Consider the following 26,450-nt stretch of genomic DNA (forward strand, 5'->3'; position numbering starts at 1 on the left):
TTCCATGACTGCCATAACCATTACCGACGCCGCCCACGATTACCTGGCTGACCTGCTGTCCAAGCAGAACACCCCGGGTATCGGCATCCGCGTCTTTATCACCCAGCCTGGCACCCAGTACGCCGAGACTTGCATTGCCTACTGCAAGCCCGGCGAAGAGAAGCCTGAAGACACCGCCCTGGGGCTCAAGAGCTTCACCGCCTACATTGACGCGTTCAGCGAAGCCTTCCTTGACGACGCCGTGGTCGACTACGCCACCGACCGTATGGGCGGCCAGTTGACCATCAAGGCGCCCAACGCCAAGGTGCCGAACGTCAATGCCGACAGCCCGGTCAATGAGCGCATCAACTACTACCTGCAAACCGAGATCAACCCTGGGCTGGCCAGCCACGGCGGCCAGGTGAGCCTGATCGACGTGGTGGAGGACGGTATCGCCGTACTGAAGTTCGGCGGCGGTTGCCAGGGCTGTGGCCAGGCGGACGTGACCTTGCGTGAGGGCATCGAGCGCACGCTGCTGGAACGTATTCCTGAGCTCAAGGGCGTACGAGATGTGACTGACCACACGCAGAAAGAAAACGCCTACTATTGAGTAAGGTGTTCACTGCGAACATAAGAAACGGCGCCCCGTGAGCGCCGTTTTTTATGCTTGAAATTCAGTTAGTTATAAGATGTATCTAACAAATATATCAAGTGTGTGCTGGCTTGCCTGCGATGTCGGCCTCACGGCCGACGCCTATCCACCTGAAGCCCCACGATCCAAACTGTGGGAGCGGGCTTGCTCGCGAAGGCGGCCTGGCAGGCGACCCAGTTGTATTGTGTACATATCCATTGCTGCGGTAACGGCCACCTGGGGTTCCGCCCTGACGGCGGCTCACTTTTGAACAGCGCAAAAGTAAGCAAAACGCTCTTGCCCCACCACTCGGCACCTCGCCTAGGCTCGGTGTGCCCGAACGCAGGCTTGAATCCGTGGGCCGCCGCCACGCGCCATCCATGGCGCGGGGCGGCTAACCCGGCGTCCTGCCGGGTTACCCACGAATTCAAGCCTGCGTTCGGCCAGCGTGGTTTAACGGGGCGCCTAAGATCAAAAGCAGATCAAGAGCGGCTCGCTTCGCATCGTGATTACCGTTGATCGTTACAGAGTTATGCACTGACTGTCGGATCGTCACGGCAGCAAGCTCTCTAGCCAAAATGTGTTTCTTCAGGGCCGATAGAGGTGCGCATGCCCTGCGCGGTACAGCGACGACTCACTGAAACTGTCACTGGCCAACACCCGGCCCACCACGATCAATGCCGTACGCCGAAACCCCTTGGCCGCGACTTTCTCGGCAATGTCACTCAGCGTACCCACCACCCACTCCTGATCCGGCCAGGTCGCCCTGTGCACCACGGCAATCGGGCAGTCCGCGCCATAGTGCGGCAGCAGTTCGGCGACGATCTTTTCCAGGTGATTGACCCCCAGATGAATGGCCATGGTGGTGCCATGCCGCGCCAGGCTGTCGAAGTCTTCACCGGGGGGCATGCTGGTTTTATCGGCGTAACGGGTCAGGATCACGCTTTGGGCGATGTCCGGCAGGGTCAGTTCGGTCTCCAGCAAGGCCGCGCACGCCGCGACAGCCGTCACTCCTGGAATGATCTGGAACGGGATGCCCAGCTCACGCAAATGGCGGATTTGTTCGCCAATCGCCCCATACAAGCTGGGGTCGCCGGAGTGCACCCGCGCCACATCCTGGCCTTGGGCATGGGCCGTCTTGATCAGCTCGATGATCTGTTCCAGGTGCAGTTCGGCGCTGTTGACCACCTGGAGCGCCTGGTGACCTTCCAGTACGGCGGCGGGCACCAGCGAGCCGGCGTAGATGATCACCGGGCAACTGCGGATCAGCCGCTGGCCCTTGACGGTGATCAATTCCGGGTCGCCGGGGCCGGCGCCGATAAAGTAGACGGTCATGGAGAAGTCCTGTTGAAAAACGGGCGAGCATGAAGATTGCTCATGATCGAGAACGGCAATTATCGGGGTTTTAACCTGCGCAGGCCAATGCAAAGGTGGCCTGTGCGCTTTTCTGGCGGGTGATCAGCAGGCGCGCGGGGCCATTGGACAGGTGCTCGGCCAGGGCCAGGGCGGCGCTTTCGGCCACCCCGTAACAGCCGGTATGGGCAAAGGCCAGCGCTGAGCGATGGCTCAGCCGATGCTCATAGTCCACCAGTTGTTCGGCACTCAAGCACTGCAAGGGCAGGTTCAACCGCTGGGCCAGCGCCAGCAGCCCAGGCTCATCGCGTTTGCGGTCAATGCTTGCCAACGCGGTCACGCGTGAGCGCTCAATGCCGGCCTCGGCCAGAGCGCTGTCCAGCAGTGCCAGCAGGCTGTGAACCTCACAGCCGCGCTGGCAGCCAAGCCCGACAACCAGAATCATGCCGAGTATTGGTCGTCGCGATTGCGGCGAAACAACCAGGCGCTGATCAGGCCCAGGGCCAGCCAGAAGGCCACGTTGGTCAATTGCGAGGCGATCTTGAACTGCGCTTCGAGCGCCTCCGGGGCCAGCATCGAATGCACTTGCGGTTGCGGCGCGCCGATAAAGTGGGGTATGGCAAGGATCGCCAGCCCAAGGCCTTTCAATAGCCAATTGCGACCGAACACGATCAGCGCCAGGCCGGCGGCGGTCGATGCTGCCGTGCCGATCCACCAGGTCTGGCGCAGCGTCAGGTCAGCGGCCGCGGTACCGGGCAGTTCCGGGGGCAGGCCCAGGGTGGGCGCCAGTACAAAGGTCGCGTAGCCGGCCAGGCCCCAGAGCAGTCCTTGGGCGGTGCGGGTCGGCGCGCGCAGCGTGTAGAGGCCGGCGAGCATCAGTGCAAATCCCACCGCCACTACCAGGTTGCCGCCGGTGGTGGACAGCACGCGCTGCCAGCCATCTTCGGGCTCCCAGGCTTGGGCATCGTGGCTGTGGGCTGCGGCGCCAGCGGAGTGCTCATGCACCACTTCGGTGGCTGGTGGGGCTTTTTCGAAGCTTTCTGCCTGCAGAATCAGCGGGGCGACCCAGAAGCTTTGCAACAGAGTCAGCAGCAAGGCCGCCAACAGCCCAGTGAACCCTGCGGTTTGCGCAATACGCTTGATCATGTTGGCAGCTCTCAATGGCACGGGAACGCGGCGCTGTGGCGGGTATCGTGGGCGGCGTTGTGCACCGCCTCGATATGCGAGAACCCGGCGAAATACACCAGGCACGCGCCCAGGATCGACGCACCGATGGCGGCGGTCAGGCGTTGGCTGAGGGTGGCGGTGCTGCTGGCGGAGTGCGAAGTGCTGCTGATGATCGACATGGCGCGTCCCTTTGAAGTGTCAGGGTGAAACGAGCGCATGAAAACCCCACGCGCCAGGCACGCAGGGTTCGAACAGCGCCCGCCCACCGCGGGTTTGTTATCTGATTTTTTCGGGCCGGTCTCCGGGCTTGCGAGGGGCGGCTCATCAAAGAGTCCTCCTGAAAGCGTCGCCTTCCCATGCAAACGCACAGTGGCCATGACGCTTCGCTCGCTTACCGTTGCGGGGGCAGCACCGGACTGGTCATAGGACTATGACGCACCGGTTTCCCGTTTCACCCTGTGAAGGGCACCCGAAACAAGAGGTGTAGGAGAGCATGGGCCGGGGACGGTAGTCAAATGCTGCAAGCCCCTGTAGCCTTGCACCCTCGAGGTTCTTCGGCCCAGGCCGAAGCTAAGAAGGGAACGCGGTTCAAGCCGCGGCTGCCCCCGCAACTGTGAAGGGTTCAGTTGACTGCCACGCCACTGCCGATAGGGCGGGAAGGCGCAGTCAGCGTTGGTCGCAAGACCTGCACACCCCAAGCCAGGAGACCTGCCTCGCGACTGATTTTCCACTTCAACCGGGCGGGGTGATCCGGTGACGAAATCCGCTGCTGCGCGCCGCCGCAGGGCCTGTCGTCCCGTATGCCCGCCCCAAAGGGCATCCGATGAAAACACTGGCCAAACTTCCCGTCACCATCGTTACCGGCTTCCTTGGCTCGGGCAAAACCACGTTGTTGCGCCATATGCTCGACAACGCCCAGGGCCGCCGCATTGCGGTGATCGTCAACGAGTTCGGCGAGCTGGGCATTGACGGTGAAATCCTCAAGCAGTGTTCTATCGGTTGCACCGAAGAAGAAGCCAATGGCCGTGTCTACGAGCTGGCCAACGGTTGCCTGTGCTGCACCGTGCAGGAAGAGTTCTTCCCGGTGATGCGTGAACTGGTCGCCCGTCGCGGTGACTTGGACCATATCCTCATCGAAACCTCGGGCCTGGCGCTGCCCAAGCCGTTGGTGCAAGCGTTCCAGTGGCCGGAAATCCGCAGCGCCTGCACTGTTGACGCGGTGATCACCGTGGTCGACAGCCCAGCCGTGGCCGCCGGCACCTTTGCCGCCTTCCCGGACCAGGTCGACGCCCAGCGCAAACTTGACCCCAACCTGGACCACGAATCGCCGTTGCACGAGCTGTTCGCCGATCAGTTGGCCAGCGCCGACCTGGTGATTCTCAACAAAACCGACCTCATCAGCGCCGAAGACCTGGCCCGTGTGCGCCTGGAAGTCGCCGAAGAACTGCCGCCCGCGGTGAAGATCATCGAAGCCAGCAGCGGTCGCCTGCCCCTGGACGTGCTGATCGGCCTGGGCGCCGGTTCCGAGGAGCATATCGACGGGCGTCACAGCCATCACGACCATCACCACGAAGGTGAAGACGACCACGATCACGATGCCTTCGACTCCATCTCCATCGACTTGCCCCAAGCCGATGAGGCGCTGCTGCTCGACGCCCTGACCCAATTGGTGGTGCAGCACGGCATCCTGCGTGTGAAAGGGTTCGCCGCGATCCCCAACAAACCGATGCGCCTGCTGATCCAGGGCGTGGGCACGCGCTTTGACAAGCACTTCGACCGTGCCTGGGGCGCTGACGAAGCACGCACCACGCGCCTGGTACTGATCGGCCAGGAACTGGACGCCGCCGGCCTTGAAGCGCAATTGCGCGCTGCCCTCAGCGTTTAACCATGCACCTGCTCAGGACCCAACCCGGTGGTTTCGTCGCGGACGACAATATTGCCGACCTTGGCCAGACCCCCGCTGAACTGGTGATCCTGTGCAGCGGCGATTCCAGCCTGGCGCTGCTCGCCGAAGCCGCCCAGCAATTGCCCGAGGATTACCCCAGCCTGCGCCTGGCCAACCCGATGCAGGTGCAGAACCATGCCTCGGTCGACCTGTACGTCGACGAGGTATTGCGCCACGCCAAGGTCATCCTGCTGTCATTGCACGGCGGCATCGGCTATTGGCGCTACGGTATCGAGCGCCTGGTGGAGTTGGCCGAACGCGGCGTCACCCTGATCCTGGTGCCGGGTGACGACCGCCCAGACCCGGAACTCAGCGGCCTGAGCACCGTTGCGGCCGAACACCGCGAGCGCCTGTGGCACTTCCTGCGCCAAGGTGGCCTGGGCAATGCCCTGGATTTTTATCACTGCCTGGCCAGTGCCCACCTGGGCCGCGACTATGCCTGGGCCGAGCCGCAAGCGCTGCCGCGCACGGCGATCTATCACCCGCACACCGCCAATGCCCGTCTCAATGACTGGCAGGCCGATTGGCAGGCCGACTGGCCCGTGGCTGCGGTGCTGTTCTACCGCTCCCATTTACAGGCGGCCAATACCGGTTTTATCGATGTGTTCTGCCAGCGCTTACAAGCGGCGGGCCTCAACCCGTTGCCGATTGCGGTGGCCAGTTTGAAAGAGCCCGGCTGCCTCACGGTGGTCGAGGACCTGCTGGATGATGTGCAAGCCGCGGTAATTCTGAACACCACCGGCTTTGCCCAATCGAGCCCGGAAGCGCCACATTTGCGCCCGTTTCGCCGCAATATCCCGGTGATCCAGGCGATCTGCGCCCAGGACAACCAACCCGGCTGGCAGGCCAGCGAACAAGGCCTGGGGCCCCGCGACCTGGCGATGCATATAGCCTTGCCGGAGCTGGACGGGCGCATCATCAGCCGGCCGATCAGTTTCAAGGATCTGGCCTGGCGCAGCGAGCGCAGCCAGTCGGATGTGGTGTGCTATCGCGCAGCGCCCGAGCGCATGGATTTTGTCGCTGAGCTGGCACGCCGCTGGGTCGAGTTGGCGCGGGTGCCCAATGCCCAGAAACGGATTGCGTTGATCCTGGCCAACTACCCGACCCGCGACGGTCGCATCGGCAACGGCGTGGGCCTGGACACCCCGGCGGCGGCGCTGAATATCCTGCGCGCCTTGCAAGCCGAAGGCTATCCGGTGGCGGACGTGCTGCCCGACAGCGGCACCGCGCTGATCCATGAACTGCTCGGCGGCGTCACCAACGACCTCGACAGCCTCGACCTGCGCCCCTGCCATCAAAGCCTGGGCCTTGTGGAATACCAGGCGATGTTCGATCGCTTGCCGGCCTCCAATCGCCAGGCTGTGCTGGAGCGTTGGGGCGCCCCGCAAAACGATCCGATGTGCCGCGATGGCCGCATGATGATCGCCGGCCTGCGCCTGGGCCTGACCTTCGTCGGCATCCAGCCGGCCAGGGGTTACCAGGTAGATGCCAGCGCCGTGTACCACGACCCGGACCTGGTACCGCCCCATGGCTACCTGGCGTTCTATTTCTGGCTACGCCATACCTACGGCGCCCACGGCGTGATCCATGTGGGCAAGCACGGCAACCTGGAATGGCTGCCTGGTAAAGGCGTGGGCCTGTCGGAGCACTGCTGGCCGGATGCACTGCTGGGGCCGCTGCCGAATATCTACCCGTTTATCGTCAACGACCCGGGTGAGGGCGCCCAGGCCAAGCGGCGCACCCAGGCGGTGATCATCGACCACCTGATGCCACCGCTGACCCGCGCCGAAACCTACGGCCCGCTGCGTGACCTTGAGTTGCTGGCCGATGAGTATTACGAAGCGCAATTGCTCGACCCGCGCCGTGCCCAGGAGCTGCAAAAAGACATCCTCAAGCTGGTGCGCGAAACCCGTATCGACCAGGAGTTGGAATTGGGCAGTGAGGCGGACGCGGCGGTGTGGCTGCCGCGCCTGGATACCTACCTGTGCGACTTGAAGGAATCGCAGATCCGCGACGGCCTGCATATCTTTGGTGAGTCGCCCGAAGGCCGTTTGCGTATCGACACCTTGCTGGCGCTGCTGCGCATTCCCCGGGGCGATGGCCGGGGCCCGCAGTCGAGCCTGTTGCGGGTGTTGGCCAAGGCTTTCGAGCTGGGGTTTGATCCGCTCGATTGCGCATTGGCCGAGCCCTGGACGGGGCGGCGCCCGTTTGTGTTGCAGAAGATTGACGATCAGCTGTGGCGCACCGCCGGGGATACCCGTGAACGTCTGGAGTTGTACGCAGCGCGCTTGATCGAGCAGGCATTGGAAGGGCCTATCGAGCAGTTGGAAGAGCCCGGCTGGCACGAGGTGAAGTCGGTGATCGAAAGCCTGCGCATTGTCGTCGCGCCACGCCTGGATGCCTGCGGCCCCGCAGAGATGCGTGGTTTGCTCGATGCCTTGAGTGGGCGCTTTGTCCCGGCGGGGCCCAGTGGCGCGCCGAGTCGCGGGCGGCTCGATGTGCTGCCGACGGGGCGTAACTTCTTTACCGTGGACGTGCGCAACCTGCCAACCACCACGGCCTGGCGCATCGGGTTCCAGTCGGCCAACCTGATTCTTGAGCGGCACCTGCAAGACCACGGCGACCACCTGCGTCAGCTCGGCCTGTCGGTGTGGGGCACTGCCACGATGCGCACTGGCGGTGACGATATTGCCCAGGCCATGGCGCTGATGGGCGTGCGCCCGGTATGGGCCACCGGCAGCCAGCGGGTGGACGATTTCGAGATCCTGCCAATCAGCTTATTGGACCGCCCGCGTGTGGATGTGACCCTGCGCGTGTCCGGGTTCTTTCGCGATGCGTTTGCCAACCTGATCCGCCTGTTCGATGCGGCGGTGCAGGCGGTAGCGGCCCTGGATGAACCCGACGACATGAACCCGCTGGCCGCCAAGGTTCGCAGTGAACGCCAAGCGCTGCTTGAGTCGGGCCTGGATGAAGCAGCAGCGGCCAAGCAGGCCGGCTGGCGCATCTTTGGCGCCAAGCCGGGCGCCTATGGCGCAGGCGTGCAGGGCGCGATTGACGGGCGCCTGTGGCAGAGCCGCGAGGACTTGGCCGAGGTCTACCTGAACTGGGGTGGCTACGCCTACGGTGGCTCCGATGAAGGCACCGCAGCCCGCGAGCAATTTGCCCAGCGTTTGAGCCAGGTGCAGGCGGTGTTGCAGAACCAGGACAATCGCGAGCACGATTTGCTCGACTCCAACGACTACTACCAGTTCCAGGGCGGCATGCTGGCCGCCGTGGAAACCCTGAGCGGTGACAAGGCCGCCAGCTACCATGGCGACCACAGCCAGCCGGACTTGCCGAAAATCCGCACCTTGAAGGAAGAGCTCAACCGGGTGATCCGTTCCCGCGCGGCCAACCCCAAGTGGATCGAAGGCGTGAAGCGCCATGGCTATAAAGGCGCGTTTGAAATGGCCGCGACCGTGGACAACCTGTTCGCCTTCGACGCCACCACCGCGCTGATTGACGATCACCAATATGCCTTGCTCGCCGATGCCTACCTGCTGGACCCCGACACCCGTGCCTTTGTGCAACAGCACAACCCCGATGCCCTGCGCGACATGACCGAGCGCATGCTCGAAGCCCAACAACGTGGCTTGTGGCAGGCACCGGGAGCGTACCGCGAAGCCTTGGAAAACCTGTTGCTGGACATAGAAGAAGACAGCTGATGACTGATACTCCCCATTTCCCGCTGTCCGCCGTGGTCGGCGCCGATGACCTGAAGCTGGCGCTGTGCCTGGCCGCCATCGACCCGAAGATCGGCGGCGTGCTGATCGAAGGGCCACGGGGCATGGCCAAGTCCACCCTGGCCCGTGGGCTGGCAGACCTGCTGGCCAGCGGGCAATTTGTCACCTTGCCCCTGGGCGCGACCGAAGAGCGCCTGGTCGGCACCTTGGACCTGGACGCCGCACTGGGCGAGGGCCGCGCGCAATTTTCCCCTGGCGTGTTGGCCAAGGCCGACGGCGGCGTGTTGTACGTGGATGAAGTCAACCTGCTGGCGGACCACTTGGTGGATCTGCTGTTGGACGTGGCGGCCAGCGGCACCAACCTGATCGAACGCGACGGGATTTCCCATCGCCATCCGGCGCGCTTTGTATTGATCGGCACCATGAACCCGGAGGAGGGCGAGCTGCGCCCGCAGTTGCTCGACCGCTTCGGCTTCAACGTGGCCTTGAGCGGGCAGACCTTGCCCGCCGAGCGTGGGCAGATCATCCGACGTCGCCTGGATTTCGACACCGACCCAGCTGCGTTCTGCGCGCAGTGGGCGCCAGCCCAAGCTGCCTTGCGCGAACGTTGCACCCAGGCGCGGGCACGGCTCGATAGCATCGCCCTGGATGACCAGGCGCTGGCCCGCATCACCGAGCGCTGCTTTGCCGCAGGGGTCGACGGCTTGCGCGCCGATTTGGTCTGGTTGCGTGGCGCCCGTGCCCACGCGGCGTGGCGTGGTGCGGCCGCTATCGAGCAGGAAGATATCGATGCGGTGGCAGAGTTTGCCTTGCGCCATCGTCGTCAGCAACAGACTCCGCCAGGCGCGCCGCCCCAGCCGAATGACGGGCCGTCGTCGCAACCCTCTGACACTTCGCCCGGCCAAGGCCAGTGGGGCGATATGCCCGCACCCGCCTTGCCTACGGGCGCACGCCGCGATGTACCCACCTGGCCAAAAAAGCCCTAGGCATCCGCCCCCGACCTGAAGCGGGGGCGGATGCCCGGCCCCAGGCGGGGCGATTGAACACCGGCCGGCAGGGCAAGGCCCGCAGCGCACAGCGCGGGGCGATCAATTGGCCGGGCACGTTGCTCGGTGGGCGACCGCAATGCCGTGCTGACCTGCTGTTTCATCTGCGTAGCCGGTCAGCCCCTGAGCTGTGGCTGGTGATTGTCGATGCCTCGGCGTCCACGCGGCGCCATCGGGCGTTGACCGACGCCAAGGGGTTGTTGGCTCAGTTGTTTGACGATGCTTATCAGCAACGGGCGCGCATGGCGTTGCTCACGGCTAGCGGGCAGTCACCGAAGTGGCAAGTGCAAGGCTTGAAGGCGGCGAAAGGCTTGGCCGATTTGTTGGCGCAGTTGGGGGCGGGCGGCGGGACGCCGTTGCTGGCTGCGCTGACCGAGGCGGGGCATTGGTTGGCGGCACGGCGTAAGCGTTATCCCGCCGAGCAGCAGAAGTTGCTGGTGGTGACCGATGGGCGACTGAAGGCGATGGGCGCGCTGCCGCGATTGGAGTGCCCAGGCGTATTGATTGATATCGAGCGCGGGCCGATCAGGTTGGGGCGGGCTGAGGAATTGGCGGTGGGGTTGCAGTTGGATTATCAGCACATCGATAAGCTGTAGCGCCTAGGCTAGCGCTTTCGCAGGCAAGCCAGCTCCCACATTTTGACCTCGCCGCCTATCCCATGTGGGAGCTGGCTTGCCTGCGATAGCGGCCTGACAGTCAACACAGCTGGATTGTGTACATATCCATTCCTGCGGTAACGGCTACTTAGGGTTCCGCCCTGACGGCGGCTCACTTTTGAAAAGCGCAAAAGTAAGCAAAACGCTCTTGCCCCACCACTCGGCACCTCGCTTAGGCTCGGTGTGCCCGTAATCCGCCAGTGATTTGGGGGGCCGCCGCCACGCGCCATCCATGGCGCGGGGCGGCTAAACCGGCATCCCTGCCGGTTTACCCCCCAAATCCCTGTCGAATTCCGGCCAGCGTGGTTTGACGGGGCGCTTAAGATCAAAAGCAGATCAAGATCAAGAGCGGCTCGCTTCGCATCGTGGTTACAGTTAGCTGCGACAGCCTACAAAGTTGTGCAGATACCTATGCTGCGAAGAGGCCCTCAAACACACCACACCAGTATCAGCCTGTCCCCGGCACATTCGGCCAAAGATCGGCCACCAGAAACAACCGCTCGGCTTCTTCCCACTCCTCACCGTTGGGCACCATGCGCACCAGCAACTGCGCCGGGGCCATTGGGTCCAGGTCTGCCAGCCAACCTTGCATCTGCACCTCACTCCACACTTCATCAGCCGGGTAATGCGCCGGCGCCAGCCAGGCATGCCGGGGCAGGGGTTGCCAGCGGCCCGCTGGGCGAGTGCTGACAAAGTCCGCCCAGTCGCGCTGATGCAACCAGCGCCCACGCAGGTGCTGCGGGTGAGCGCCGAGCGGGGATTGCGCCGCGCCAGGCCAGGGGTAGAGCAGGTAGCCGCCGAGCCACAAATGCGCATCGAACTGTTGGATATCCAACGCCGCCAAGGCCTCGCGGCTCTCTGCCCGCGCAGAGATCGGCAGTTGATGCTGGGTCAGGTGCGCCAGCTTGCGGTCCAGCCGGTCATGACAGCCAGGCCCCAGCCATTGCGCAGTGTCCTGGCCATTGCCGTCCTGCGGGCCCAGGTAAAGTTTGATCGCCAGCTCCAGGTGATGCACGCCATCGCGGTCGCCCAGCAGCATATCCAGCTCGCCCAGGGTGTGCCCGGCACGGCGGATCGGCAGGTTGGCGGCCAGCAACTCCACGCCCGGCGCATGCTGCACTGCAAATTGCCACAAGCGCTCGTAATACAGGCCCAGGCGCCGGGTACGTGACAGGCTCAGCCACTGCTGCAACGCGCTGCTGTCCTGGTCCAACTGGCGCAGCCAGGCTTCGAGCTGATGAGGGGCCTGCACCCAGTCACTGCCGGCCAGCGGGTGGCGCTGGGGCCAAGGCGTCTGCGCCAGCATCGGTGGCGCGAGCATCACCCACGCCAGGTCGCGCACCTCGGGGTGGCGCAATTGGCGGGGCAGGGTGTGCAAGTCGGGGAATGGCATCATGCTCCGAGCATAGCCTTTTCAGCGCGCGCAAGGTGCCTGAGAACCATTGTCATCAAGGCCTGGCGGCGACAAAGGATTTTGCCTGAGGCGGCCTTTCGCCCATAATCGCTCTTTTTGCCTCACCCCAGATTCCGCAGGAGCCCCATGGAGCACTTTCGCAATATCGGCATTATCGGTCGCCTGGGCAGTACCCAGGTGTTGGACACCGTCCGCCGGCTGAAGAAGTTTCTGCTCGAGCGCCACCTGCATGTGATCCTCGAAGACACCATCGCTGAAATCCTCCCCGGCCACGGCCTGCAAACCTCGTCGCGCAAGATGCTTGGCGAGGTGTGCGACATGGTCATCGTGGTCGGTGGCGATGGCAGCCTGCTCGGCGCCGCCCGAGCGCTGGCGCGGCATAACGTACCGGTGCTGGGGATCAACCGCGGCAGCCTGGGGTTCCTCACTGACATCCGCCCCGATGAGCTGGAAGTCGAAGTGGCGAAGGTGCTCGACGGCCATTACCTGGTGGAGAACCGCTTCCTGTTGCAAGCCGAAGTGCGCCGCCACGGCGAGGCGATCGGCCAGGGCGATGCCCTCAACGATGTGGTGCTGCACCCCGGCAAGTCCACGCGCATGATCGAGTTCGAGCTGTACATCGACGGCCAGTTCGTGTGCAGCCAGAAGGCCGACGGCCTGATCGTCGCCACGCCCACAGGTTCCACCGCCTACGCGCTGTCGGCCGGCGGCCCGATCATGCACCCCAAGCTCGATGCCATTGTGATCGTGCCGATGTACCCCCATATGTTGTCCAGTCGGCCAATTGTGGTCGATGGCAACAGTGAGCTGAAAATCGTGGTGTCCAAAGACATGCAAATCTACCCGCAAGTCTCCTGCGACGGGCAGAACCATTTCACCTGCGCCCCCGGTGACACCATCACCGTGAGCAAGAAGGCACAGAAGTTGCGCTTGATCCACCCGCTGGATCACAACTACTACGAAGTGTGCCGCACCAAGTTGGGCTGGGGCAGCCGCTTGGGAGGTGGAGGCGACTGATGCTCGATCCCGCGCGTAGCTACGACCTGATTGGTGACGTGCACGGTTGCGCTCATACCCTTGAGCACTTGCTCGACCAATTGGGTTACCACAAGCAGGGCGGCACCTGGCGCCATCCGTCACGCATGGCCGTGTTCCTGGGCGATATCATCGACCGTGGCCCACGCATCCGCGAGGCGCTGCATATCGTCCACGATATGACCGAGGCCGGCCAGGCGCTGTGCATCATGGGCAACCACGAGTTCAATGCGCTGGGCTGGACCACGCCGGCCCCGCCGGGCAGCGGCAAGCAGTTTGTGCGCGAACACAACCCACGTCATGCACGCTTGATCCAAGAGACCCTGACCCAGTTCGAGCACCACCCGGCCGACTGGCACGACTTCCTCGGCTGGTTCTACGACATGCCGCTGTTTGTCGACGCCGGGCGTTTTCGCGTGGTGCACGCGTGCTGGGATGACAGTTTTATCCAGCCGCTGCGCGCAACCTTCCCGGATGGCTGCATCGACCAACACTTCCTGCAAGCCGCCGCCGTACCGGGCAGTTTCGCCTGCAACGCGTTCGATCGCCTGTTGCGCGGCACCGATATGCGCCTGCCCGACGGCCTGACGTTGACCGGTGGCGATGGCCTGACGCGTTCGTTCTTTCGCACCAAGTTCTGGGAAGATGACCCCAAGACCTACGGCGACATCGTGTTCCAGCCCGACGCCTTGCCGGAGCCGGTGGCGCGTACGCCATTGTCGTCCACACAAAAGAATTCCCTGCTGCGCTATGGCGTCGATGAACCGCTGTTGTTCGTCGGCCACTACTGGCGCAGTGGCAAACCGGCGCCGATCCGCCCGAACCTGGCCTGCCTGGACTACAGCGCCGTGCTCTACGGCAAGCTGGTGGCGTATCGACTGGACCAGGAAACCCAACTGGATCCGCATAAATTCGTATGGGTCGACGTTGAGCGACCAGAGGCCATTCCATGAGTACCGTAGCTGTATTGCGCTTGCCCCTGAGCGTCGACCTGGGTGGCTTCGTCAAGTTGCTGCACCGCATGCAGGTGCCGCACCGCGTCAGCGAGGAGGCCGGTGAGCAGGTGCTGTGGGTGCCCGAGGCCATCAGCGACGATGTGCGCGTGTTGTATCAACGTTTCCCCGCTGGCGACCCGGACCAGCAACTGGACATTCCCGAGCAGGCGCCCGCTGCGCGGCCAGGTTTTGTCCAGCAGGTGCGTCACAGCCCGGTCACCGCGCTGGTGCTGTTGGCTAGCCTTATCGTGGGTGCCGTGACCCTGCTGGGTGAAAACCTGCAAGCCATGGCCTGGCTGACCTTCCTGCCGTTCCGGGTGCTGGGCGAGTACATCCAGTTCACGCCGCTGGCCGACACCCTGGCCTCGGGGCAGTGGTGGCGCCTGGTCACGCCGATGCTGATCCACTTCGGCATCCTGCATCTGGCCATGAACGGCATGTGGTACTGGGAGCTGGGCCGGCGCATTGAAGCGCGCCAGGGCGGTATCAACCTGCTGGGCCTGACCCTGTTGTTCAGCCTGGCCTCCAACTATGCGCAATACGCTTACGGTGGCCCCGGTTTGTTTGGCGGCTTGTCCGGCGTGTTGTATGGCCTGCTTGGGCATTGCTGGATCTTTCAATTATTGTCGCCCAACCCGGCCTATCGCCTGCCCCGTGGGGTGCTAGTGATGATGCTGGTGTGGTTGCTGCTCTGCCTGTCGGGGCTGGTCTCGATGATCGGTTTCGGCGAAATCGCCAACGCGGCCCATGTGGGCGGCTTGGTCATCGGTTGCTTGACGGGTTTGCTCGGCGGTTTGTACAACCGTCGCAAAGCGTCTCTTTGATAAGGAAGAGCCTTATGTCCTCTTTTGCTGAAATGATCGAAAACATCACCCCGGACATCTACGAGAGCCTCAAGCTCGCGGTAGAGATCGGCAAATGGTCCGATGGCCGCAAGCTCACCGCCGAGCAGCGCGAGCTGTCGTTGCAAGCGGTGATCGCCTGGGAAATCCAGAACCTGCCCGAAGACCAGCGCACCGGCTATATGGGCCCGCAGGAATGCGCGTCGAAATCGGCACCGGTACCCAACATCCTGTTCAAGTCGGATGCGATCCATTGATTGAAATTGGTCGCGGTGCAGTCAGCAAAATGTCGGCGCAACTCGGTGAGCCGACCGTTCAATACGCCTTTCGCTTAGGAAACACCGAGGTGCCGGTCAATCCGCTGATCGGCACCCATGTACGCCTGGAGTACCTGGGCGCGATTCATTGCAGCCATTGCGGGCGCAAGACCAAGACCAGCTTCAGCCAGGGCTATTGCTACCCGTGCATGACCAAGCTGGCCCAGTGTGACTTGTGCATCATGAGCCCCGAGCGTTGCCATTACGATGCCGGTACCTGCCGCGATCCAAGCTGGGGCGAGACATTCTGCATGACCGACCACGTGGTGTACCTGGCCAACTCGTCGGGCATCAAGGTTGGCATTACGCGGGCTACGCAGTTGCCCACCCGTTGGCTGGACCAGGGCGCCAGCCAGGCGCTGCCGATCATGCGCGTGGCGACGCGCCAGCAATCGGGCTTCGTCGAAGACCTGTTTCGCAGCCAGGTGGCCGACAAGACCAACTGGCGCGCCTTGCTCAAGGGCGATGCGCAATCGGTGGACCTCAAGCAGGTGCGTGACGAGCTGTTCGCCTCTTGCGCCGAGGGCTTGCTGGGTTTGCAGGAACGCTTTGGGCTGCAAGCCATCCAAACCATTGCCGACATTGAGCCGATTGAAATCCGCTACCCGGTCGAGCAGTATCCGACCAAGATCGTCAGCTTCAACCTGGACAAGAACCCGATTGCCGAAGGCACGCTGCTGGGGATCAAGGGCCAATACCTGATCTTCGACACCGGCGTCATCAACATTCGTAAATACACGGCCTACCAGCTCGCCGTGCATCAGTAGAAGGATCCCCAGCATGCGCACCGAACAACCGAAGATGATTTACCTGAAGGACTATCAGGCGCCGGACTACCTGATCGACGAGACGCACCTGACCTTCGAGTTGTTCGAGGACCACAGCCTGGTCCACGCGCAGCTGGTGATGCGCCGCAACCCCGAGCGCGGTACCGGCCTGCCACCGCTGGTGCTCGATGGCCAGCAGCTTGAGTTGCTGAGCGTCACCCTCGCGGATCAGGAACTGACCGCCGCCGATTACCAGCTGACCGACAGCCACCTGACCCTGCAGCCCCAGCGTGAAACCTTCACCCTGGACACCACGGTCAAGATCCACCCGGAAACCAACACCGCCCTGGAAGGCTTATACAAATCCAGCGGTATGTTCTGCACCCAGTGCGAGGCCGAAGGTTTCCGCAAGATCACCTATTACCTCGACCGCCCGGATGTGATGAGCGTGTTCACCACCACGGTGATCGCCGAGCAGCACAGCTACCCGGTGCTGTTGTCCAACGGCAACCCGATCGCCAGCGGCCCTGGTGAAGACGGCCGGCACTGGGCGACCTGGGAAGATCCGTTCAAGAAGCCGGCGTACCTGTTTGCGTTGGTGGCCGGTGACCTGTGGTGCGTCGAAGACAGCTTCACCACCATGACCAACCGCGAAGTCGCGCTGCGCATCTACGTCGAGCCGGAAAATATCGACAAGTGCCAGCACGCCATGACCAGCCTGAAAAAATCCATGCGCTGGGACGAAGAGACCTACGGCCGCGAGTACGACCTGGACATCTTCATGATCGTCGCGGTCAACGACTTCAACATGGGCGCCATGGAGAACAAGGGCCTCAATATCTTCAACTCCAGCGCCGTGCTGGCCCGCGCCGAAACCGCCACCGATGCCGCTCACCAGCGCGTCGAGGCCATCGTTGCCCACGAATACTTCCACAACTGGTCGGGCAACCGCGTGACCTGCCGCGACTGGTTCCAGCTGTCGCTCAAGGAAGGCTTCACCGTGTTCCGTGACTCGGGCTTCTCGGCCGACATGAACTCGGCCACGGTCAAGCGCATTCAGGACGTGGCGTACTTGCGTACCCATCAGTTCGCTGAAGATGCCGGCCCCATGGCCCACGCCGTGCGCCCGGACAGCTTTATCGAGATCTCCAACTTCTACACCCTGACCGTGTATGAAAAGGGCTCGGAAGTGGTCGGCATGATCCACACCTTGCTCGGCGCCGAGGGCTTTCGCAAAGGCAGCGACCTGTATTTCGAACGTCATGACGGCCAGGCCGTGACCTGCGACGACTTCATCAAGGCCATGGAAGACGCCAATGGCGCCGACCTCAGCCAGTTCAAGCGCTGGTACAGCCAGGCCGGCACCCCACGTCTGGCGGTGAGCGAAGCCTACGATGCGGCGGCCAAGACCTACAGCCTGACCTTCCGCCAGAGCTGCCCGCCGACCCCGGACAAGGTCGAGAAACTGCCCTTCGTGATCCCGGTGGAGCTGGGCTTGCTGGACGGGCAGGGCGCCGGTATCGCTTTGCGCCTGGCCGGTGAGGCGACGGCAGGTGGCACCTCAAGGGTGATCTCGGTAACCGAAGCGGAGCAGACGTTTACTTTTGTCGACATTGCTGAAAAACCCTTGCCTTCGTTGCTGCGGGGTTTCTCGGCGCCGGTGAAGCTCAGCTTCCCCTACAGCCGCGATCAACTGATGTTCCTGATGCAGCACGACAGCGACGGTTTCAACCGCTGGGATGCTGGCCAGCAGTTGGCCGTGCAGGTATTGCAGGAGCTGATCGGCCAGCACCAGGCCGGCCAGCCGCTCAAGCTCGACCAACGCCTGATCGACGCGCTGCGCACGGTGTTGAGCGATGAAAGCCTGGACCAGGCCATGGTCGCCGAAATGCTCTCGCTGCCGAGTGAAGCCTACCTCACGGAAATCAGCGAAGTGGCGGATGTGGATGCCATCCACGCTGCCCGCGAGTTTGCCCGCAAGCAACTGGCCGACAACCTGTTCGAAGGGTTGTGGCTGCGCTATCAGGCCAACCGTGAGCTATCTAAGCAAACGCCATATGTGGCAGAGGCCGAGCACTTCGCCCGGCGTGCGCTGCAGAACATCGCGCTGTCGTACTTGATGCTCAGTGGCAAGCCAGAAGTGTTGGCGGCCACCCTGGATCAGTTCGACACCAGCGATAACATGACCGAACGCCTGACGGCGTTGGCAGTGCTGGTGAACTCGCCGTTTGAAGCAGAGAAAGCCCAGGCCTTGGCCGTGTTTGCCGAGAACTTCAAGGACAACCCGCTGGTCATGGACCAATGGTTCAGCGTCCAGGCCGGCAGCACCTTGCCGGGCGGGCTGGCGCGGGTCAAGGCGTTGATGGAGCACCCGGCGTTCACCATCAAGAACCCCAACAAGGTGCGCGCGCTGGTGGGCGCCTTTGCCGGGCAGAACCTGATCAACTTCCATGCGGCGGATGGCTCGGGTTACCGCTTCCTGGCGGACCTGGTGATCCAGCTTAATACCTTGAACCCGCAGATCGCCTCGCGCCAACTGGCGCCGTTGACCCGCTGGCGTAAATACGACAGCGCCCGGCAGGCGCTGATGAAAGCGGAGCTGGAACGCATCCTGGGCGCGGGTGAGCTGTCCAGCGATGTGTTTGAGGTGGTCAGCAAGAGCCTGGCGTAACCCTCACAGCCCTAATGCGATCCCCCTGTGGGAGCGGGCTTGCTCGCGAAAGCGGTGTGTCAGTCAATATTGATGTCGACTGACACGCCGCCTTCGCGAGCAAGCCTGCTCCCACAGGGGATCTGTGCCAGGCGCAGATTTTGTGGGTAGTACATGACCAATGTGGGAGCTGGCTTGCCTGCGAAAGCGGTGGTTCAGTTAAAGATTCAGTGACTGAGACACCGCTTTCGCGGGCAAGCCCGCTCCCACAGGGGATCTGTGCCAGGCGCAGATTTTGTGGGTAGTACATGACCAATGTGGGAGCTGGGTTGCCTGCGAAAGCGGTGGTTCAGCTAAAGCTTCAGTGGCTGACACACCGCTTTCGCGGGCAAGCCCGCTCCCACAGGGGATCTGTGCTAGGCGCTGATTCTGTGGGCAATACATGATTAATGTGGGAGCTGGCTTGCCTGCGAAAGCGGTGGTTCAGCTAAAGCTTCAGTGGCTGACACACCGCTTTCGCGAGCAAGCCCGTTCCCACAGGGAGATCTGTGCCAGGCGCAGATTTTGTGGGTAATACATGACCAATGTGGGAGCTGGCTTGCCTGCGAAAGCGGTGGTTCAGCTAAAGCTTCAGTGGCTGACCCACCGCCTTCGCGAGCAAGCCCGCTCCCACAGGGGGATCTGTGCCAGGCGCAGTTTTTGTGGGTAGTACATGACCAATGTGGGAGCTGGCTTGTCTGCGAAAACGGTGGTTCAGTTAAAGATTCAGTGACTGACCCACCGTCTTCGCGAGCAAGCCCGCTCCCACAGGGGGATCTGTGCCAGGCGCAGATTTTGTGGGTAGTACATGACCAATGTGGGAGCTGGCTTGCCTGCGAAAGCGGTGGTTCAGTTAAAGATTCAGTGACTGACACACCGCTTTCGCGGGCAAGCCCGCTCCCACAGGGGATCTGTGCTAGGCGCTGATTCTGTGGGCAATACATGATTAATGTGGGAGCTGGCTTGCCTGCGAAAGCGGTGGTTCAGTTAAAGCTTCAGTGACTGACCCACCGCCTTCGCGAGCAAGCCCACACACAGTTAGGTCAGGGGGCGTCAGTTTGATAAGCGTCGTAGCTGCGGCGCGTACGCTCTATCTCTTCGACCAACCGGTCAATGCCCGCCAACCGCGCCCGGTTGTCATGATCCCAGGGATGAAACCCCGGCTTGAAGTAATGCAGCCACGGCCGGAACATCCGTGGAAACACGCCTTTGGGCCCATACAAGAATTTAACCATGCGCCACAGCCCCTTCAGCGTGCCACCCGAAGTGCGGTCGGCAATCAACAGGCGCACGTGAAAATCCAGCACCACCACCCAGAACAGCACGCTGGTGGTCAGCATGGTCCCAGTGCGCAGCAAGTAACGCGCAGGCCCTGGCTTGATCACTGTGTTCCACACATCGAACGCCACGGCTTTATGTTCGGTTTCTTCCAAGGCGTGCCAGTACCACATCTGCTGGTAACCCTTGAGTGAGTCGCCAAAGCGCGACGGGTCGCTCAGCAGGATTTCCGCGAGCATGGCGGTGTAGTGTTCCAGAGCGATGGTCACCGCCAGGTTGAACGACGGCGGCAGGTGTTTTTTCTGCAGGTCGAGGAAGAACTTCAAGCGTCGGTCAAGGGTATGCGCCGGCAGGCCGGCCGCTTGCAGCAAGTCGTTATAGGCCACGTGTTCGCGGCTGTGCATGGCCTCCTGGCCGATAAACCCCTGGATCTCTTTTTTCAGTTCGGCATCGTCGATCTGCCCACGGTAGTGGCGCACGCTGTCCATGAAGAACAGCTCGCCCTGGGGAAACAGCAACGACAGGGCATTGAAGAAATGGCTGACCACAGGCCCTTGTTCGTGCCAGTTCTTGATGCGCTCGGCAGGCAAGGCAAAACGGATATCGCGACGGATCGGCAACATGCTGCGTGCTCCTGTTCAGAGTCGAGGCTCGTCGTTGGTTTCAAACACTGGCGTACGCGGCTTGGGCGCCATGCGTTTGCTGGCAAACACCACCAGCGCCTGATAGGCCGCCGGCAGGCAACGGGCGAGCAGGTCGAGGAAATAGGCATCGCGGCCAATCAGCACGCGGCGCTTGTTTTTGCGTACGCCTTGCAGGATCACGTTGGCGGCCTGGTCGGCGTCAGTGATGAAGAGCTTTTCGAAATCGGCGCGGGCTTGTTGCTCGCTGTGGATGAGAAAACCGGTCATGTTCGCGTCGATGCGGCTGCTGCGGCAGATGTCGGTACGAATGCCACCGGGGTGTACACAGGTGGCCGACACGCCGCAGCGTTGCAGGTCGAGTTCCTGGCGCAAGGCTTCGGTGAAGCCGCGCACGGCGAACTTGGTGGCGTTGTAGCCGCTCATGCCCGGCTGGGCGAACAGGCCGAACACGCTGGACGTATTGATGATATGCCCGTCGCCGCTGGCCTTGAGGTACGGCAGGAACGCCTTGGTGCCATGCACCACTCCCCAGAAGTTGATGCCGACGATCCATTCCAGGTCGGCGTAATCCACCCCTTCGACGGTGCTCGACAGCGCCACCCCGGCATTGTTGAACACCAGGTTGACCTGGCCGTGCTCGGCCGCACAACGCGCTGCCCACGCCTGCATGGCCTGGCGGTCGGAGACGTCCAGCACTTGGATGGTGACGGTGACGGGCGCCAAGGTCGAGGCGCGGATCAGCTCCTGGGTGTGTTCCAGGCCCTGGCTGTTTTTGTCTGCCAGCGCCAGGTGACACCCTTCCCGCGCCAGGGCCAGGGCCAGTGCGCGGCCCATGCCGGAAGCCGCGCCCGTGATCGCCGCGACGCGGCCGTTGAATGACTTCATGACAGGCTGCCTTCTGTGGTGGAGTGGGGCGTTGCAACCGCACGCGGGAGGACGGGCGCCGGCACCTGGCTGACGCTGTAGTCCTTGAGGGCAAAATGCCGGGTGACCTGCTTGAAGCGCCAGGTCGAGCCGGGCCACAGCGTGGTGTTCTTGCCGGTACGCGGGTCGAGGTACCAGCTCTGGCAGCCGCCGGTGTTCCAGATGGTGCGCTTGAGTTTGTCCTGCAACTGCTGGTTGTAGGCGTGCTCCACGGCAGGTTTGACCTCCACCGTGGTGATGCGCTGGCGCTGCATGTGTTTCAGGGCATCGAGGATGTACGCGACCTGGGCCTCAATCATCAGGATCATCGAGTTATGCCCCAGGCCAGTGTTGGGGCCGACGATCAGAAACAGGTTCGGGTAGCCCGGCACGGTGGTGCCTTTATAGGCATGGGCGCCATCGCGCCAGGCGTCCATCAGGTCGATGCCGTCACGGCCGATGATGCAGCCACGGGGCAACGGGTCGCTGGCCTGGAAACCTGTGCCGAAGATCAGGCAATCGGCGGGGTGCTTGATACCGTCGGCAGTGATCACGCCGTCGGCTTCGATGCGCAGCACGCTGTCGGTGACGACTTCGACATTGCTGCGCGAGAGTGCGGGGTAGTAATCGTTGGAGATCAGCACGCGCTTGCAGCCGATGGTGTAGTCCGGCGTCAGGGTTTTGCGCAGGGAAGGGCGGGCCACCTGTTTGCGCAGGTGACGCAGGGCGATTTTCTGCACCATTTTCATCAGGCGTGGATGCAGGGCAAAGCCCACCACGCGGCCTTCCAGTGCCCAGTAAAGTGCAGCGCGTACCAGCTTCTGGGTGAGCGGCAGGTGCTTGAACAGCCACCGTTCGACCGTTGAAATCGGCCGATCAGGTTTGGGCATGATCCACGGCGGCGTGCGCTGGAACAGGTCCAGGTGCGCTACCTGCGGGGCGATCTGCGGCACGAACTGGATGGCGCTGGCACCGGTGCCGATCACCGCCACGCGCTTGCCCTTCAAGGCGTACTCGTGATCCCACTGCTGGGAGTGGAAGCGCTTGCCCTTGAAACTGTCCAGCCCTGGGATATCTGGCATTGCCGGGCGTGACAAGCCCCCCATGCCCGACACCAGCACCCGTGCGCTGACGTGGCGGCCGTTAGTGAAGGTCAGTTGCCAGCGCTGCTGCTGTTCATCAAACAGCGCACGTTGCAAGCCCATGCCAAAGCGCAGGTAAGGCGCTAGCTCGAAGCGCCTGGCGCAGTCTTCCAGATAGGCACGAATCTCGGGTTGCGCCGCGAACTGTCGCGTCCAGTTCGGGTTGGGCGCAAAGGAAAACGAGTACACATGGGACTGCACGTCGCAGGCGCACCCTGGGTAGTGGTTGTCGCGCCACGTACCGCCGAGTGTCTCGGCCTGTTCGGCGATAAAGAAGTCGGTGAGCCCGGCCTCCTTGAGTTTGATCGCCATGCACAGGCCGGCGAACCCGGAGCCAATGATGGCGATGTCGATTGAGTCACTGGGGGCATTCATAGGGCTGCCTCGTCAATAAAGCGCTTGGGCATCGGATGTGCTCCTGTTTTTGTTTTGTCTTTTAGATAGAACACCATTGCAAAGGAAAATTGAATTATTTATTTTAAAAAAGATTTTAAATAATCTACCTGAAAAATTCGCCTACGCTAGGGCCTTGTTGCGCATGAGCGATTTGTCCGACGGACGAACGTGGTATGCATGAAGTCTAGGTCCAGGGTGTGGACGATGGCTGAGGCCAGGCCAATTCCGGTCGGGTCGCCAGCAGCAGGGAAGCAGAGGACCGAGCTATGGCTGTGGAGTGGGTTGTCGCTGCGGGTGTGCTGGTGGGCGCCAGCGCGGTGTTATGGGGCTTGAGTGCCTGGATGACGCGGCGCATTGAAGCGACCGTGCCGATCAACGGGCGCTTCGTCGAGGTGGATGGCGAGCGCTTTCATTATGTCGAAGAGGGCAAGGGCCCGCCGCTGGTGATGATTCACGGGCTGATGGGCAGTAGTCGCAACCTGACCTATGCCTTGTCCGGCCAGTTGCGTGAGCATTTTCGCGTCATCAGCCTCGACCGGACGGGCTCAGGCTATTCCACCCGGCGCAGCGGCACGCCAGCAGACTTGCCGGCCCAGGCGCGACAAATCGCGGCCTTTATCAAGACGCTGGACCTGGACAAGCCGCTGGTGCTGGGACACTCCCTGGGCGGCGCGATTGCCCTGGCGCTGGCCCTCGACCATCCCCATGCGGTGTCTGGGTTGGTGCTGGTTGCGCCCTTGACTCACCCCCAGCGCATGCTGCCGCTGGTGTTCCTGTCTCTGGCCGTGCGCCCGGCCTGGCTGCGGCGCTGGGTGGCCCACACCTTGACCCTGCCCATCGGCCTGCTGACCAAAGACTCAGTGGTGAAGGGCGTGTTCGCCCCGGACCCTGCGCCGCCAGACTTCGCCAGCCGTGGCGGCGGCTTGTTGGGCATGCGCCCCGACAACTTCTACGCCGCGTCCACCGAGATCAACCGGGTCAATGATCACCTGCCGGACATGGTCAAGCGCTACCCCCAACTGACCCTGCCCATCGGCCTGATCTACGGTGGGCAAGACAAGGTGCTCGACTTCCAGAAACACGGCCAAGCCCTGGCCAGCAAGGTGCCAGGGCTGAAAATGCAGGTGATCGAAGGCCGCGGGCATATGTTGCCGATCACCGCCTCCGAGCGCGTGGCGGCGCTGGTGGAGCAGGTGGCCAAGCGGGTTCGACCCGGTGAAAACGGTAGGCAGTTACAGCCATCTGTAGCCTTGGCGAGCAAATAACAGTGCCACTCGACTGCGGTTCATTAGCGTTGATGCCTGCCCTGAATACTTGACCCAATGGCTGAAAAGAGACTGCTCGGTCACGGAAAAAAGGGCTGGAGAAACTAGTTGACGACCTAACGATTCCGCGCTATTTATTTAAAAAAATATTTCAATGTGTAATTTGAAATTATTTTTGAAATGCCTAAGAGCGAATAAAATAATGAAAAAAACGCCTTTTATCGCATGCATGATTTTTCGCAGCAGTCAGCGCATCTCTGCCGCATTGCCTACCGAATGTGTTCGGAGGCTGCCATGAACCAGACGCTGGCAGCTGCGAACGTGTGGGCCGACGGCAAACGCCACCTGTGGTGGCTCGGCATCATGCCGCTGGCCACTCCCTTACTCTCTGGCGCCCTTGCCATCACCACAGGCGTGCAACAACTGTGGTGGGTGGGCGTGCTGGTGATCTTCGGCTTGATCCCGCTGATTGACGGCCTGCTCGGCGAAGACGTCAGCAACCCGCCCGAATCTGCGGTCAGCCACCTTGAATCCCAACGCTACTACCGCTGGATCGTCTACACCGGCGTGCTGTTTGTGATTGCGTCTGTGGTCATCACCGGTTGGCTCGCCGCAGGCGGCATCGACTGGATCATCAACGGCGGCTTGTTGCACGCCACGGCCACCCTGGAACCCTCAAGCTGGCTGGCCAAGACCGCCGCGTTCATCACCGCACGCACTGAACTTCACGGTGAAATCAGCTGGTTGACCTATGTGGGCATGGCCATGTCCACCGGTGCCGCCACCGGCATTGCCATCAACACCGCCCATGAGCTGGGGCACAAACCCAAGCCCCTGGAAGTGTTCCTGGCCAAGGTTACTCTGGCGCCGACCTTCTACGGGCACTTCTACACTGAACATAACCGTGGCCATCACGTACGGGTCGCCACGCCGGAAGACCCGGCCAGCTCGCGCCTGGGTGAAAGTTTCTGGGCTTTTCTGCCGCGTTCGGTGTGGTTCAGCGCCGTGTCGGCCTGGAACCTGGAGCGCGAACGCCTGCGCAAACTCGGCCTGCCGGCGCTGCACTGGAAGAACGCCGTGCTCAGCGCCTGGATGTACAGCGTGGTGTTGTGGGGCGCGATGATTGCCTGGCTGGGGGCGGCGGTAATTCCGTTCTTGATTATCCAGGGCATCTACGGGTTCTCGTTGTTGGAAGTGGTGAACTACGTCGAACATTACGGTCTCAAGCGCCAGAAGTTGCCCAATGGCCGTTATGAACGCTGCTCGCCGCGTCACTCGTGGAACAGTAATCGCATTGTCACCAATATCTTTCTGTTCCAGTTGCAACGGCACTCCGATCACCATGCCAACCCCACGCGCAGTTATCAGTCGCTGCGTCATTTTGATGAGTCACCGCAACTTCCGTATGGCTACGCCAGCATGATTGTCTGGGCTTATGTGCCGTATTTGTGGCGGCGTCGAATGGACCATCGCGTACTGAATCACTATGCCGGCGATATCAACCTGACCAATCTTCAACCGTCAAAACGCTTGAAGTACCTGGAAAAGTACAGCGGTAGTGCCAAGCCGTTTTGAGATGAAGTAAGCCTTCAGGGTGTACTCGGGATCTGTGTATCGCGCAGGTTCTGATCGCCCGGAGTATTGAGTGCAAGCACCTGGTTTGACCCTACAACAATAATTTCAAGGGAAGGACGTACACCATGCAAAGTTCTGCCAAGTTCACCGCCCACATCTTCTTGGCGGCCATGGGCCTGATTGTGTATCACCAGGCCCAGGCTGCGCGTATCGAACCCGCGGGCAGTGCCTTCACTGCCCAGGGGCCTATCAGCTTTTCCAAAGGCAAGCTCATCAGTGCCGATTGCACCATCAAGGTGGCCGGCAAGGTTGCAGCCGATGGTTCGTCGGTGAATGTGGACAAGGTCGAGTTCGACGGTGGCCTCAAGTGCAGTCGCGTCGAAGCTATCAACTTGCCTTGGGTGTTAATCGCCAAAGACACAAAAAGTGGCTCCATGTCGAAGATCAGCGTGGATGTGCATGCCTTCGGCCTGGGCGGCAAGTGCGGGCCTTCGACGGCCGACGGTACTTGGGATAACGCCACTGGCAAGTTGGAAGCCAGCGATGTGGCGATTGGCGAAGACTGCAAGATCAAGACGGTGTCGATCAAGATGCCAACCAACTTCAAAGTTGTCGAATAACGCGTTCCGACTGTTGCAGCGGTAAATACATTGAAATTTGGCTGGAAAGGGAAGTTCTGCAGTTTCACC

At 62.1% G+C, this 26,450-nt stretch carries 22 protein-coding genes, 1 pseudogene and 2 riboswitches; of the genes and pseudogenes, 14 read left to right on the plus strand and 9 right to left on the minus strand.

Translation table 11 applies throughout. The features are described from left to right. Positions 1-4 precede the first annotated feature (4 nt). A complete protein-coding gene (gene nfuA, locus N2A98_RS11065; protein ID WP_003173594.1) occupies positions 5-589 on the plus strand; it encodes a Fe-S biogenesis protein NfuA in 585 nt (194 codons plus the stop codon). A gap of 609 nt (positions 590-1,198) precedes the next feature. On the opposite strand, the gene cobM is transcribed toward nfuA, so the two are convergent. The 4 genes from cobM to N2A98_RS11085 form a co-directional block, all read right to left on the minus strand. Next, the gene (cobM, locus tag N2A98_RS11070; protein ID WP_069558666.1) at positions 1,199-1,945 is read right to left on the minus strand and encodes a precorrin-4 C(11)-methyltransferase; all 747 of its coding nucleotides are present in this window, start codon (positions 1,943-1,945) and stop codon (positions 1,199-1,201) included. A 70-nt stretch (positions 1,946-2,015) separates the two neighbouring features. Then, the gene (locus tag N2A98_RS11075; protein WP_153475680.1) at positions 2,016-2,408 is read right to left on the minus strand and encodes a cobalamin biosynthesis protein; all 393 of its coding nucleotides are present in this window, start codon (positions 2,406-2,408) and stop codon (positions 2,016-2,018) included. Further along, entirely contained in the window at positions 2,405-3,109 is a 705-nt protein-coding gene (locus N2A98_RS11080) for a CbtA family protein (RefSeq protein ID WP_275623419.1), read from the minus strand. Before N2A98_RS11080 ends, N2A98_RS11075 begins: the two co-directional genes overlap by 4 nt. Before the next feature lie 11 nt (positions 3,110-3,120). Next, complete coding sequence (locus N2A98_RS11085) at positions 3,121-3,309, minus strand: CbtB-domain containing protein (protein WP_032875937.1); 189 nt, start codon at positions 3,307-3,309, stop codon at positions 3,121-3,123. Between the two features lie 95 nt (positions 3,310-3,404). Further along, positions 3,405-3,618, minus strand: a riboswitch (cobalamin riboswitch). Between the two features lie 42 nt (positions 3,619-3,660). After that, positions 3,661-3,861, plus strand: a riboswitch (cobalamin riboswitch). Between the two features lie 92 nt (positions 3,862-3,953). Between N2A98_RS11085 and cobW the strand changes: the two genes are divergently transcribed. Genes cobW through N2A98_RS11105 form a run of 4 tightly spaced genes read left to right on the plus strand, consistent with a single transcriptional unit; the run spans position 3,954 to position 10,439 of the window. Further along, entirely contained in the window at positions 3,954-5,015 is a 1,062-nt protein-coding gene (cobW, locus tag N2A98_RS11090; protein WP_047710668.1) for a cobalamin biosynthesis protein CobW, read from the plus strand. Positions 5,016-5,017: 2 nt separating this feature from the next. Then, on the plus strand, positions 5,018-8,779 hold the full coding sequence (cobN, locus tag N2A98_RS11095; RefSeq protein ID WP_275623420.1) for a cobaltochelatase subunit CobN: 3,762 nt from the start codon (positions 5,018-5,020) through the stop codon (positions 8,777-8,779). Continuing rightward, positions 8,779-9,783, plus strand: a complete 1,005-nt coding sequence (locus N2A98_RS11100; RefSeq protein WP_275623421.1) for an AAA family ATPase — start codon at positions 8,779-8,781, stop codon at positions 9,781-9,783. The genes cobN and N2A98_RS11100 overlap by 1 nt, the downstream gene beginning before the upstream one ends. Before the next feature lie 53 nt (positions 9,784-9,836). Then, the gene (locus N2A98_RS11105; protein WP_275623422.1) at positions 9,837-10,439 is read left to right on the plus strand and encodes a VWA domain-containing protein; all 603 of its coding nucleotides are present in this window, start codon (positions 9,837-9,839) and stop codon (positions 10,437-10,439) included. Between the two features lie 508 nt (positions 10,440-10,947). Here N2A98_RS11105 and N2A98_RS11110 read toward each other — a convergent pair. Next, on the minus strand, positions 10,948-11,895 hold the full coding sequence (locus tag N2A98_RS11110; RefSeq protein WP_275623423.1) for a DUF1853 family protein: 948 nt from the start codon (positions 11,893-11,895) through the stop codon (positions 10,948-10,950). Between the two features lie 144 nt (positions 11,896-12,039). Between N2A98_RS11110 and N2A98_RS11115 the strand changes: the two genes are divergently transcribed. The 6 genes from N2A98_RS11115 to pepN are packed head-to-tail and all read left to right on the plus strand — an operon-like array spanning position 12,040 to position 18,540. Beyond that, positions 12,040-12,930, plus strand: a complete 891-nt coding sequence (locus N2A98_RS11115) for an NAD(+) kinase (protein WP_003190745.1) — start codon at positions 12,040-12,042, stop codon at positions 12,928-12,930. Continuing rightward, a complete protein-coding gene (locus N2A98_RS11120) occupies positions 12,927-13,901 on the plus strand; it encodes a metallophosphoesterase (protein ID WP_179119744.1) in 975 nt (324 codons plus the stop codon). The genes N2A98_RS11115 and N2A98_RS11120 overlap by 4 nt, the downstream gene beginning before the upstream one ends. Then, the gene (locus N2A98_RS11125; RefSeq protein WP_044273406.1) at positions 13,898-14,767 is read left to right on the plus strand and encodes a rhomboid family intramembrane serine protease; all 870 of its coding nucleotides are present in this window, start codon (positions 13,898-13,900) and stop codon (positions 14,765-14,767) included. Before N2A98_RS11120 ends, N2A98_RS11125 begins: the two co-directional genes overlap by 4 nt. 14 nt (positions 14,768-14,781) lie before the next feature. Beyond that, on the plus strand, positions 14,782-15,042 hold the full coding sequence (locus N2A98_RS11130; protein WP_016972751.1) for a DUF1315 family protein: 261 nt from the start codon (positions 14,782-14,784) through the stop codon (positions 15,040-15,042). Further along, positions 15,039-15,869: a DUF2797 domain-containing protein gene (locus tag N2A98_RS11135; RefSeq protein WP_044273407.1), complete on the plus strand. Its 831-nt coding sequence runs from the start codon at positions 15,039-15,041 to the stop codon at positions 15,867-15,869. Before N2A98_RS11130 ends, N2A98_RS11135 begins: the two co-directional genes overlap by 4 nt. Before the next feature lie 13 nt (positions 15,870-15,882). Beyond that, positions 15,883-18,540, plus strand: a complete 2,658-nt coding sequence (pepN, locus tag N2A98_RS11140) for an aminopeptidase N (protein WP_044273408.1) — start codon at positions 15,883-15,885, stop codon at positions 18,538-18,540. 25 nt (positions 18,541-18,565) lie between these two features. Here the strand turns inward: pepN and N2A98_RS11145 are convergent. The 4 genes and pseudogenes from N2A98_RS11145 to N2A98_RS11160 all read right to left on the minus strand — a co-directional run. Then, positions 18,566-18,679 (minus strand): annotated as a pseudogene (locus N2A98_RS11145) (DUF4381 domain-containing protein); the annotation flags it as partial. A gap of 922 nt (positions 18,680-19,601) precedes the next feature. Further along, positions 19,602-20,459 (minus strand): metal-dependent hydrolase, encoded by an 858-nt coding sequence (locus tag N2A98_RS11150; protein ID WP_275623424.1) that lies wholly within the window; start codon positions 20,457-20,459, stop codon positions 19,602-19,604. Positions 20,460-20,474: 15 nt separating this feature from the next. Then, on the minus strand, positions 20,475-21,365 hold the full coding sequence (locus N2A98_RS11155) for an SDR family NAD(P)-dependent oxidoreductase (RefSeq protein ID WP_044273409.1): 891 nt from the start codon (positions 21,363-21,365) through the stop codon (positions 20,475-20,477). Beyond that, positions 21,362-22,900 (minus strand): NAD(P)/FAD-dependent oxidoreductase, encoded by a 1,539-nt coding sequence (locus tag N2A98_RS11160; protein ID WP_078802982.1) that lies wholly within the window; start codon positions 22,898-22,900, stop codon positions 21,362-21,364. The genes N2A98_RS11155 and N2A98_RS11160 overlap by 4 nt, the downstream gene beginning before the upstream one ends. A gap of 287 nt (positions 22,901-23,187) precedes the next feature. On the opposite strand from N2A98_RS11160, the gene N2A98_RS11165 reads away from it, so the two are divergent. The 3 genes from N2A98_RS11165 (at position 23,188) to praA (ending at position 26,381) form a co-directional block, all read left to right on the plus strand. Next, positions 23,188-24,186 (plus strand): alpha/beta hydrolase, encoded by a 999-nt coding sequence (locus tag N2A98_RS11165; RefSeq protein WP_275623425.1) that lies wholly within the window; start codon positions 23,188-23,190, stop codon positions 24,184-24,186. 294 nt (positions 24,187-24,480) lie between these two features. After that, on the plus strand, positions 24,481-25,761 hold the full coding sequence (locus N2A98_RS11170) for an alkane 1-monooxygenase (protein ID WP_044273412.1): 1,281 nt from the start codon (positions 24,481-24,483) through the stop codon (positions 25,759-25,761). 125 nt (positions 25,762-25,886) lie between these two features. After that, positions 25,887-26,381, plus strand: a complete 495-nt coding sequence (praA, locus tag N2A98_RS11175) for an alkane oxidation protein activator PraA (protein ID WP_032892163.1) — start codon at positions 25,887-25,889, stop codon at positions 26,379-26,381. Positions 26,382-26,450 lie beyond the last annotated feature (69 nt).

It is taken from the genome of Pseudomonas sp. FJ2-5-13, assembly GCF_029201605.1.
Classification (GTDB): Bacteria; Pseudomonadota; Gammaproteobacteria; order Pseudomonadales; family Pseudomonadaceae; genus Aquipseudomonas; species Aquipseudomonas lactis.

What these genes read in the sequence shown, in the direction of transcription:
- nfuA (WP_003173594.1), top strand. Translation starts at nt 5, where the DNA reads ATGACTGCCATAACCATTACCGACGCCGCCCACGATTACCTGGCTGAC.
- cobM (WP_069558666.1), bottom strand. Translation starts at nt 1,945, where the DNA reads ATGACCGTCTACTTTATCGGCGCCGGCCCCGGCGACCCGGAATTGATC.
- N2A98_RS11075 (WP_153475680.1), bottom strand. Translation starts at nt 2,408, where the DNA reads ATGATTCTGGTTGTCGGGCTTGGCTGCCAGCGCGGCTGTGAGGTTCAC.
- N2A98_RS11080 (WP_275623419.1), bottom strand. Translation starts at nt 3,109, where the DNA reads ATGATCAAGCGTATTGCGCAAACCGCAGGGTTCACTGGGCTGTTGGCG.
- N2A98_RS11085 (WP_032875937.1), bottom strand. Translation starts at nt 3,309, where the DNA reads ATGTCGATCATCAGCAGCACTTCGCACTCCGCCAGCAGCACCGCCACC.
- cobW (WP_047710668.1), top strand. Translation starts at nt 3,954, where the DNA reads ATGAAAACACTGGCCAAACTTCCCGTCACCATCGTTACCGGCTTCCTT.
- cobN (WP_275623420.1), top strand. Translation starts at nt 5,018, where the DNA reads ATGCACCTGCTCAGGACCCAACCCGGTGGTTTCGTCGCGGACGACAAT.
- N2A98_RS11100 (WP_275623421.1), top strand. Translation starts at nt 8,779, where the DNA reads ATGACTGATACTCCCCATTTCCCGCTGTCCGCCGTGGTCGGCGCCGAT.
- N2A98_RS11110 (WP_275623423.1), bottom strand. Translation starts at nt 11,895, where the DNA reads ATGATGCCATTCCCCGACTTGCACACCCTGCCCCGCCAATTGCGCCAC.
- N2A98_RS11115 (WP_003190745.1), top strand. Translation starts at nt 12,040, where the DNA reads ATGGAGCACTTTCGCAATATCGGCATTATCGGTCGCCTGGGCAGTACC.
- N2A98_RS11125 (WP_044273406.1), top strand. Translation starts at nt 13,898, where the DNA reads ATGAGTACCGTAGCTGTATTGCGCTTGCCCCTGAGCGTCGACCTGGGT.
- N2A98_RS11130 (WP_016972751.1), top strand. Translation starts at nt 14,782, where the DNA reads ATGTCCTCTTTTGCTGAAATGATCGAAAACATCACCCCGGACATCTAC.
- pepN (WP_044273408.1), top strand. Translation starts at nt 15,883, where the DNA reads ATGCGCACCGAACAACCGAAGATGATTTACCTGAAGGACTATCAGGCG.
- N2A98_RS11150 (WP_275623424.1), bottom strand. Translation starts at nt 20,459, where the DNA reads ATGTTGCCGATCCGTCGCGATATCCGTTTTGCCTTGCCTGCCGAGCGC.
- N2A98_RS11155 (WP_044273409.1), bottom strand. Translation starts at nt 21,365, where the DNA reads ATGAAGTCATTCAACGGCCGCGTCGCGGCGATCACGGGCGCGGCTTCC.
- N2A98_RS11160 (WP_078802982.1), bottom strand. Translation starts at nt 22,900, where the DNA reads ATGAATGCCCCCAGTGACTCAATCGACATCGCCATCATTGGCTCCGGG.
- N2A98_RS11165 (WP_275623425.1), top strand. Translation starts at nt 23,188, where the DNA reads ATGGCTGTGGAGTGGGTTGTCGCTGCGGGTGTGCTGGTGGGCGCCAGC.
- N2A98_RS11170 (WP_044273412.1), top strand. Translation starts at nt 24,481, where the DNA reads ATGAACCAGACGCTGGCAGCTGCGAACGTGTGGGCCGACGGCAAACGC.
- praA (WP_032892163.1), top strand. Translation starts at nt 25,887, where the DNA reads ATGCAAAGTTCTGCCAAGTTCACCGCCCACATCTTCTTGGCGGCCATG.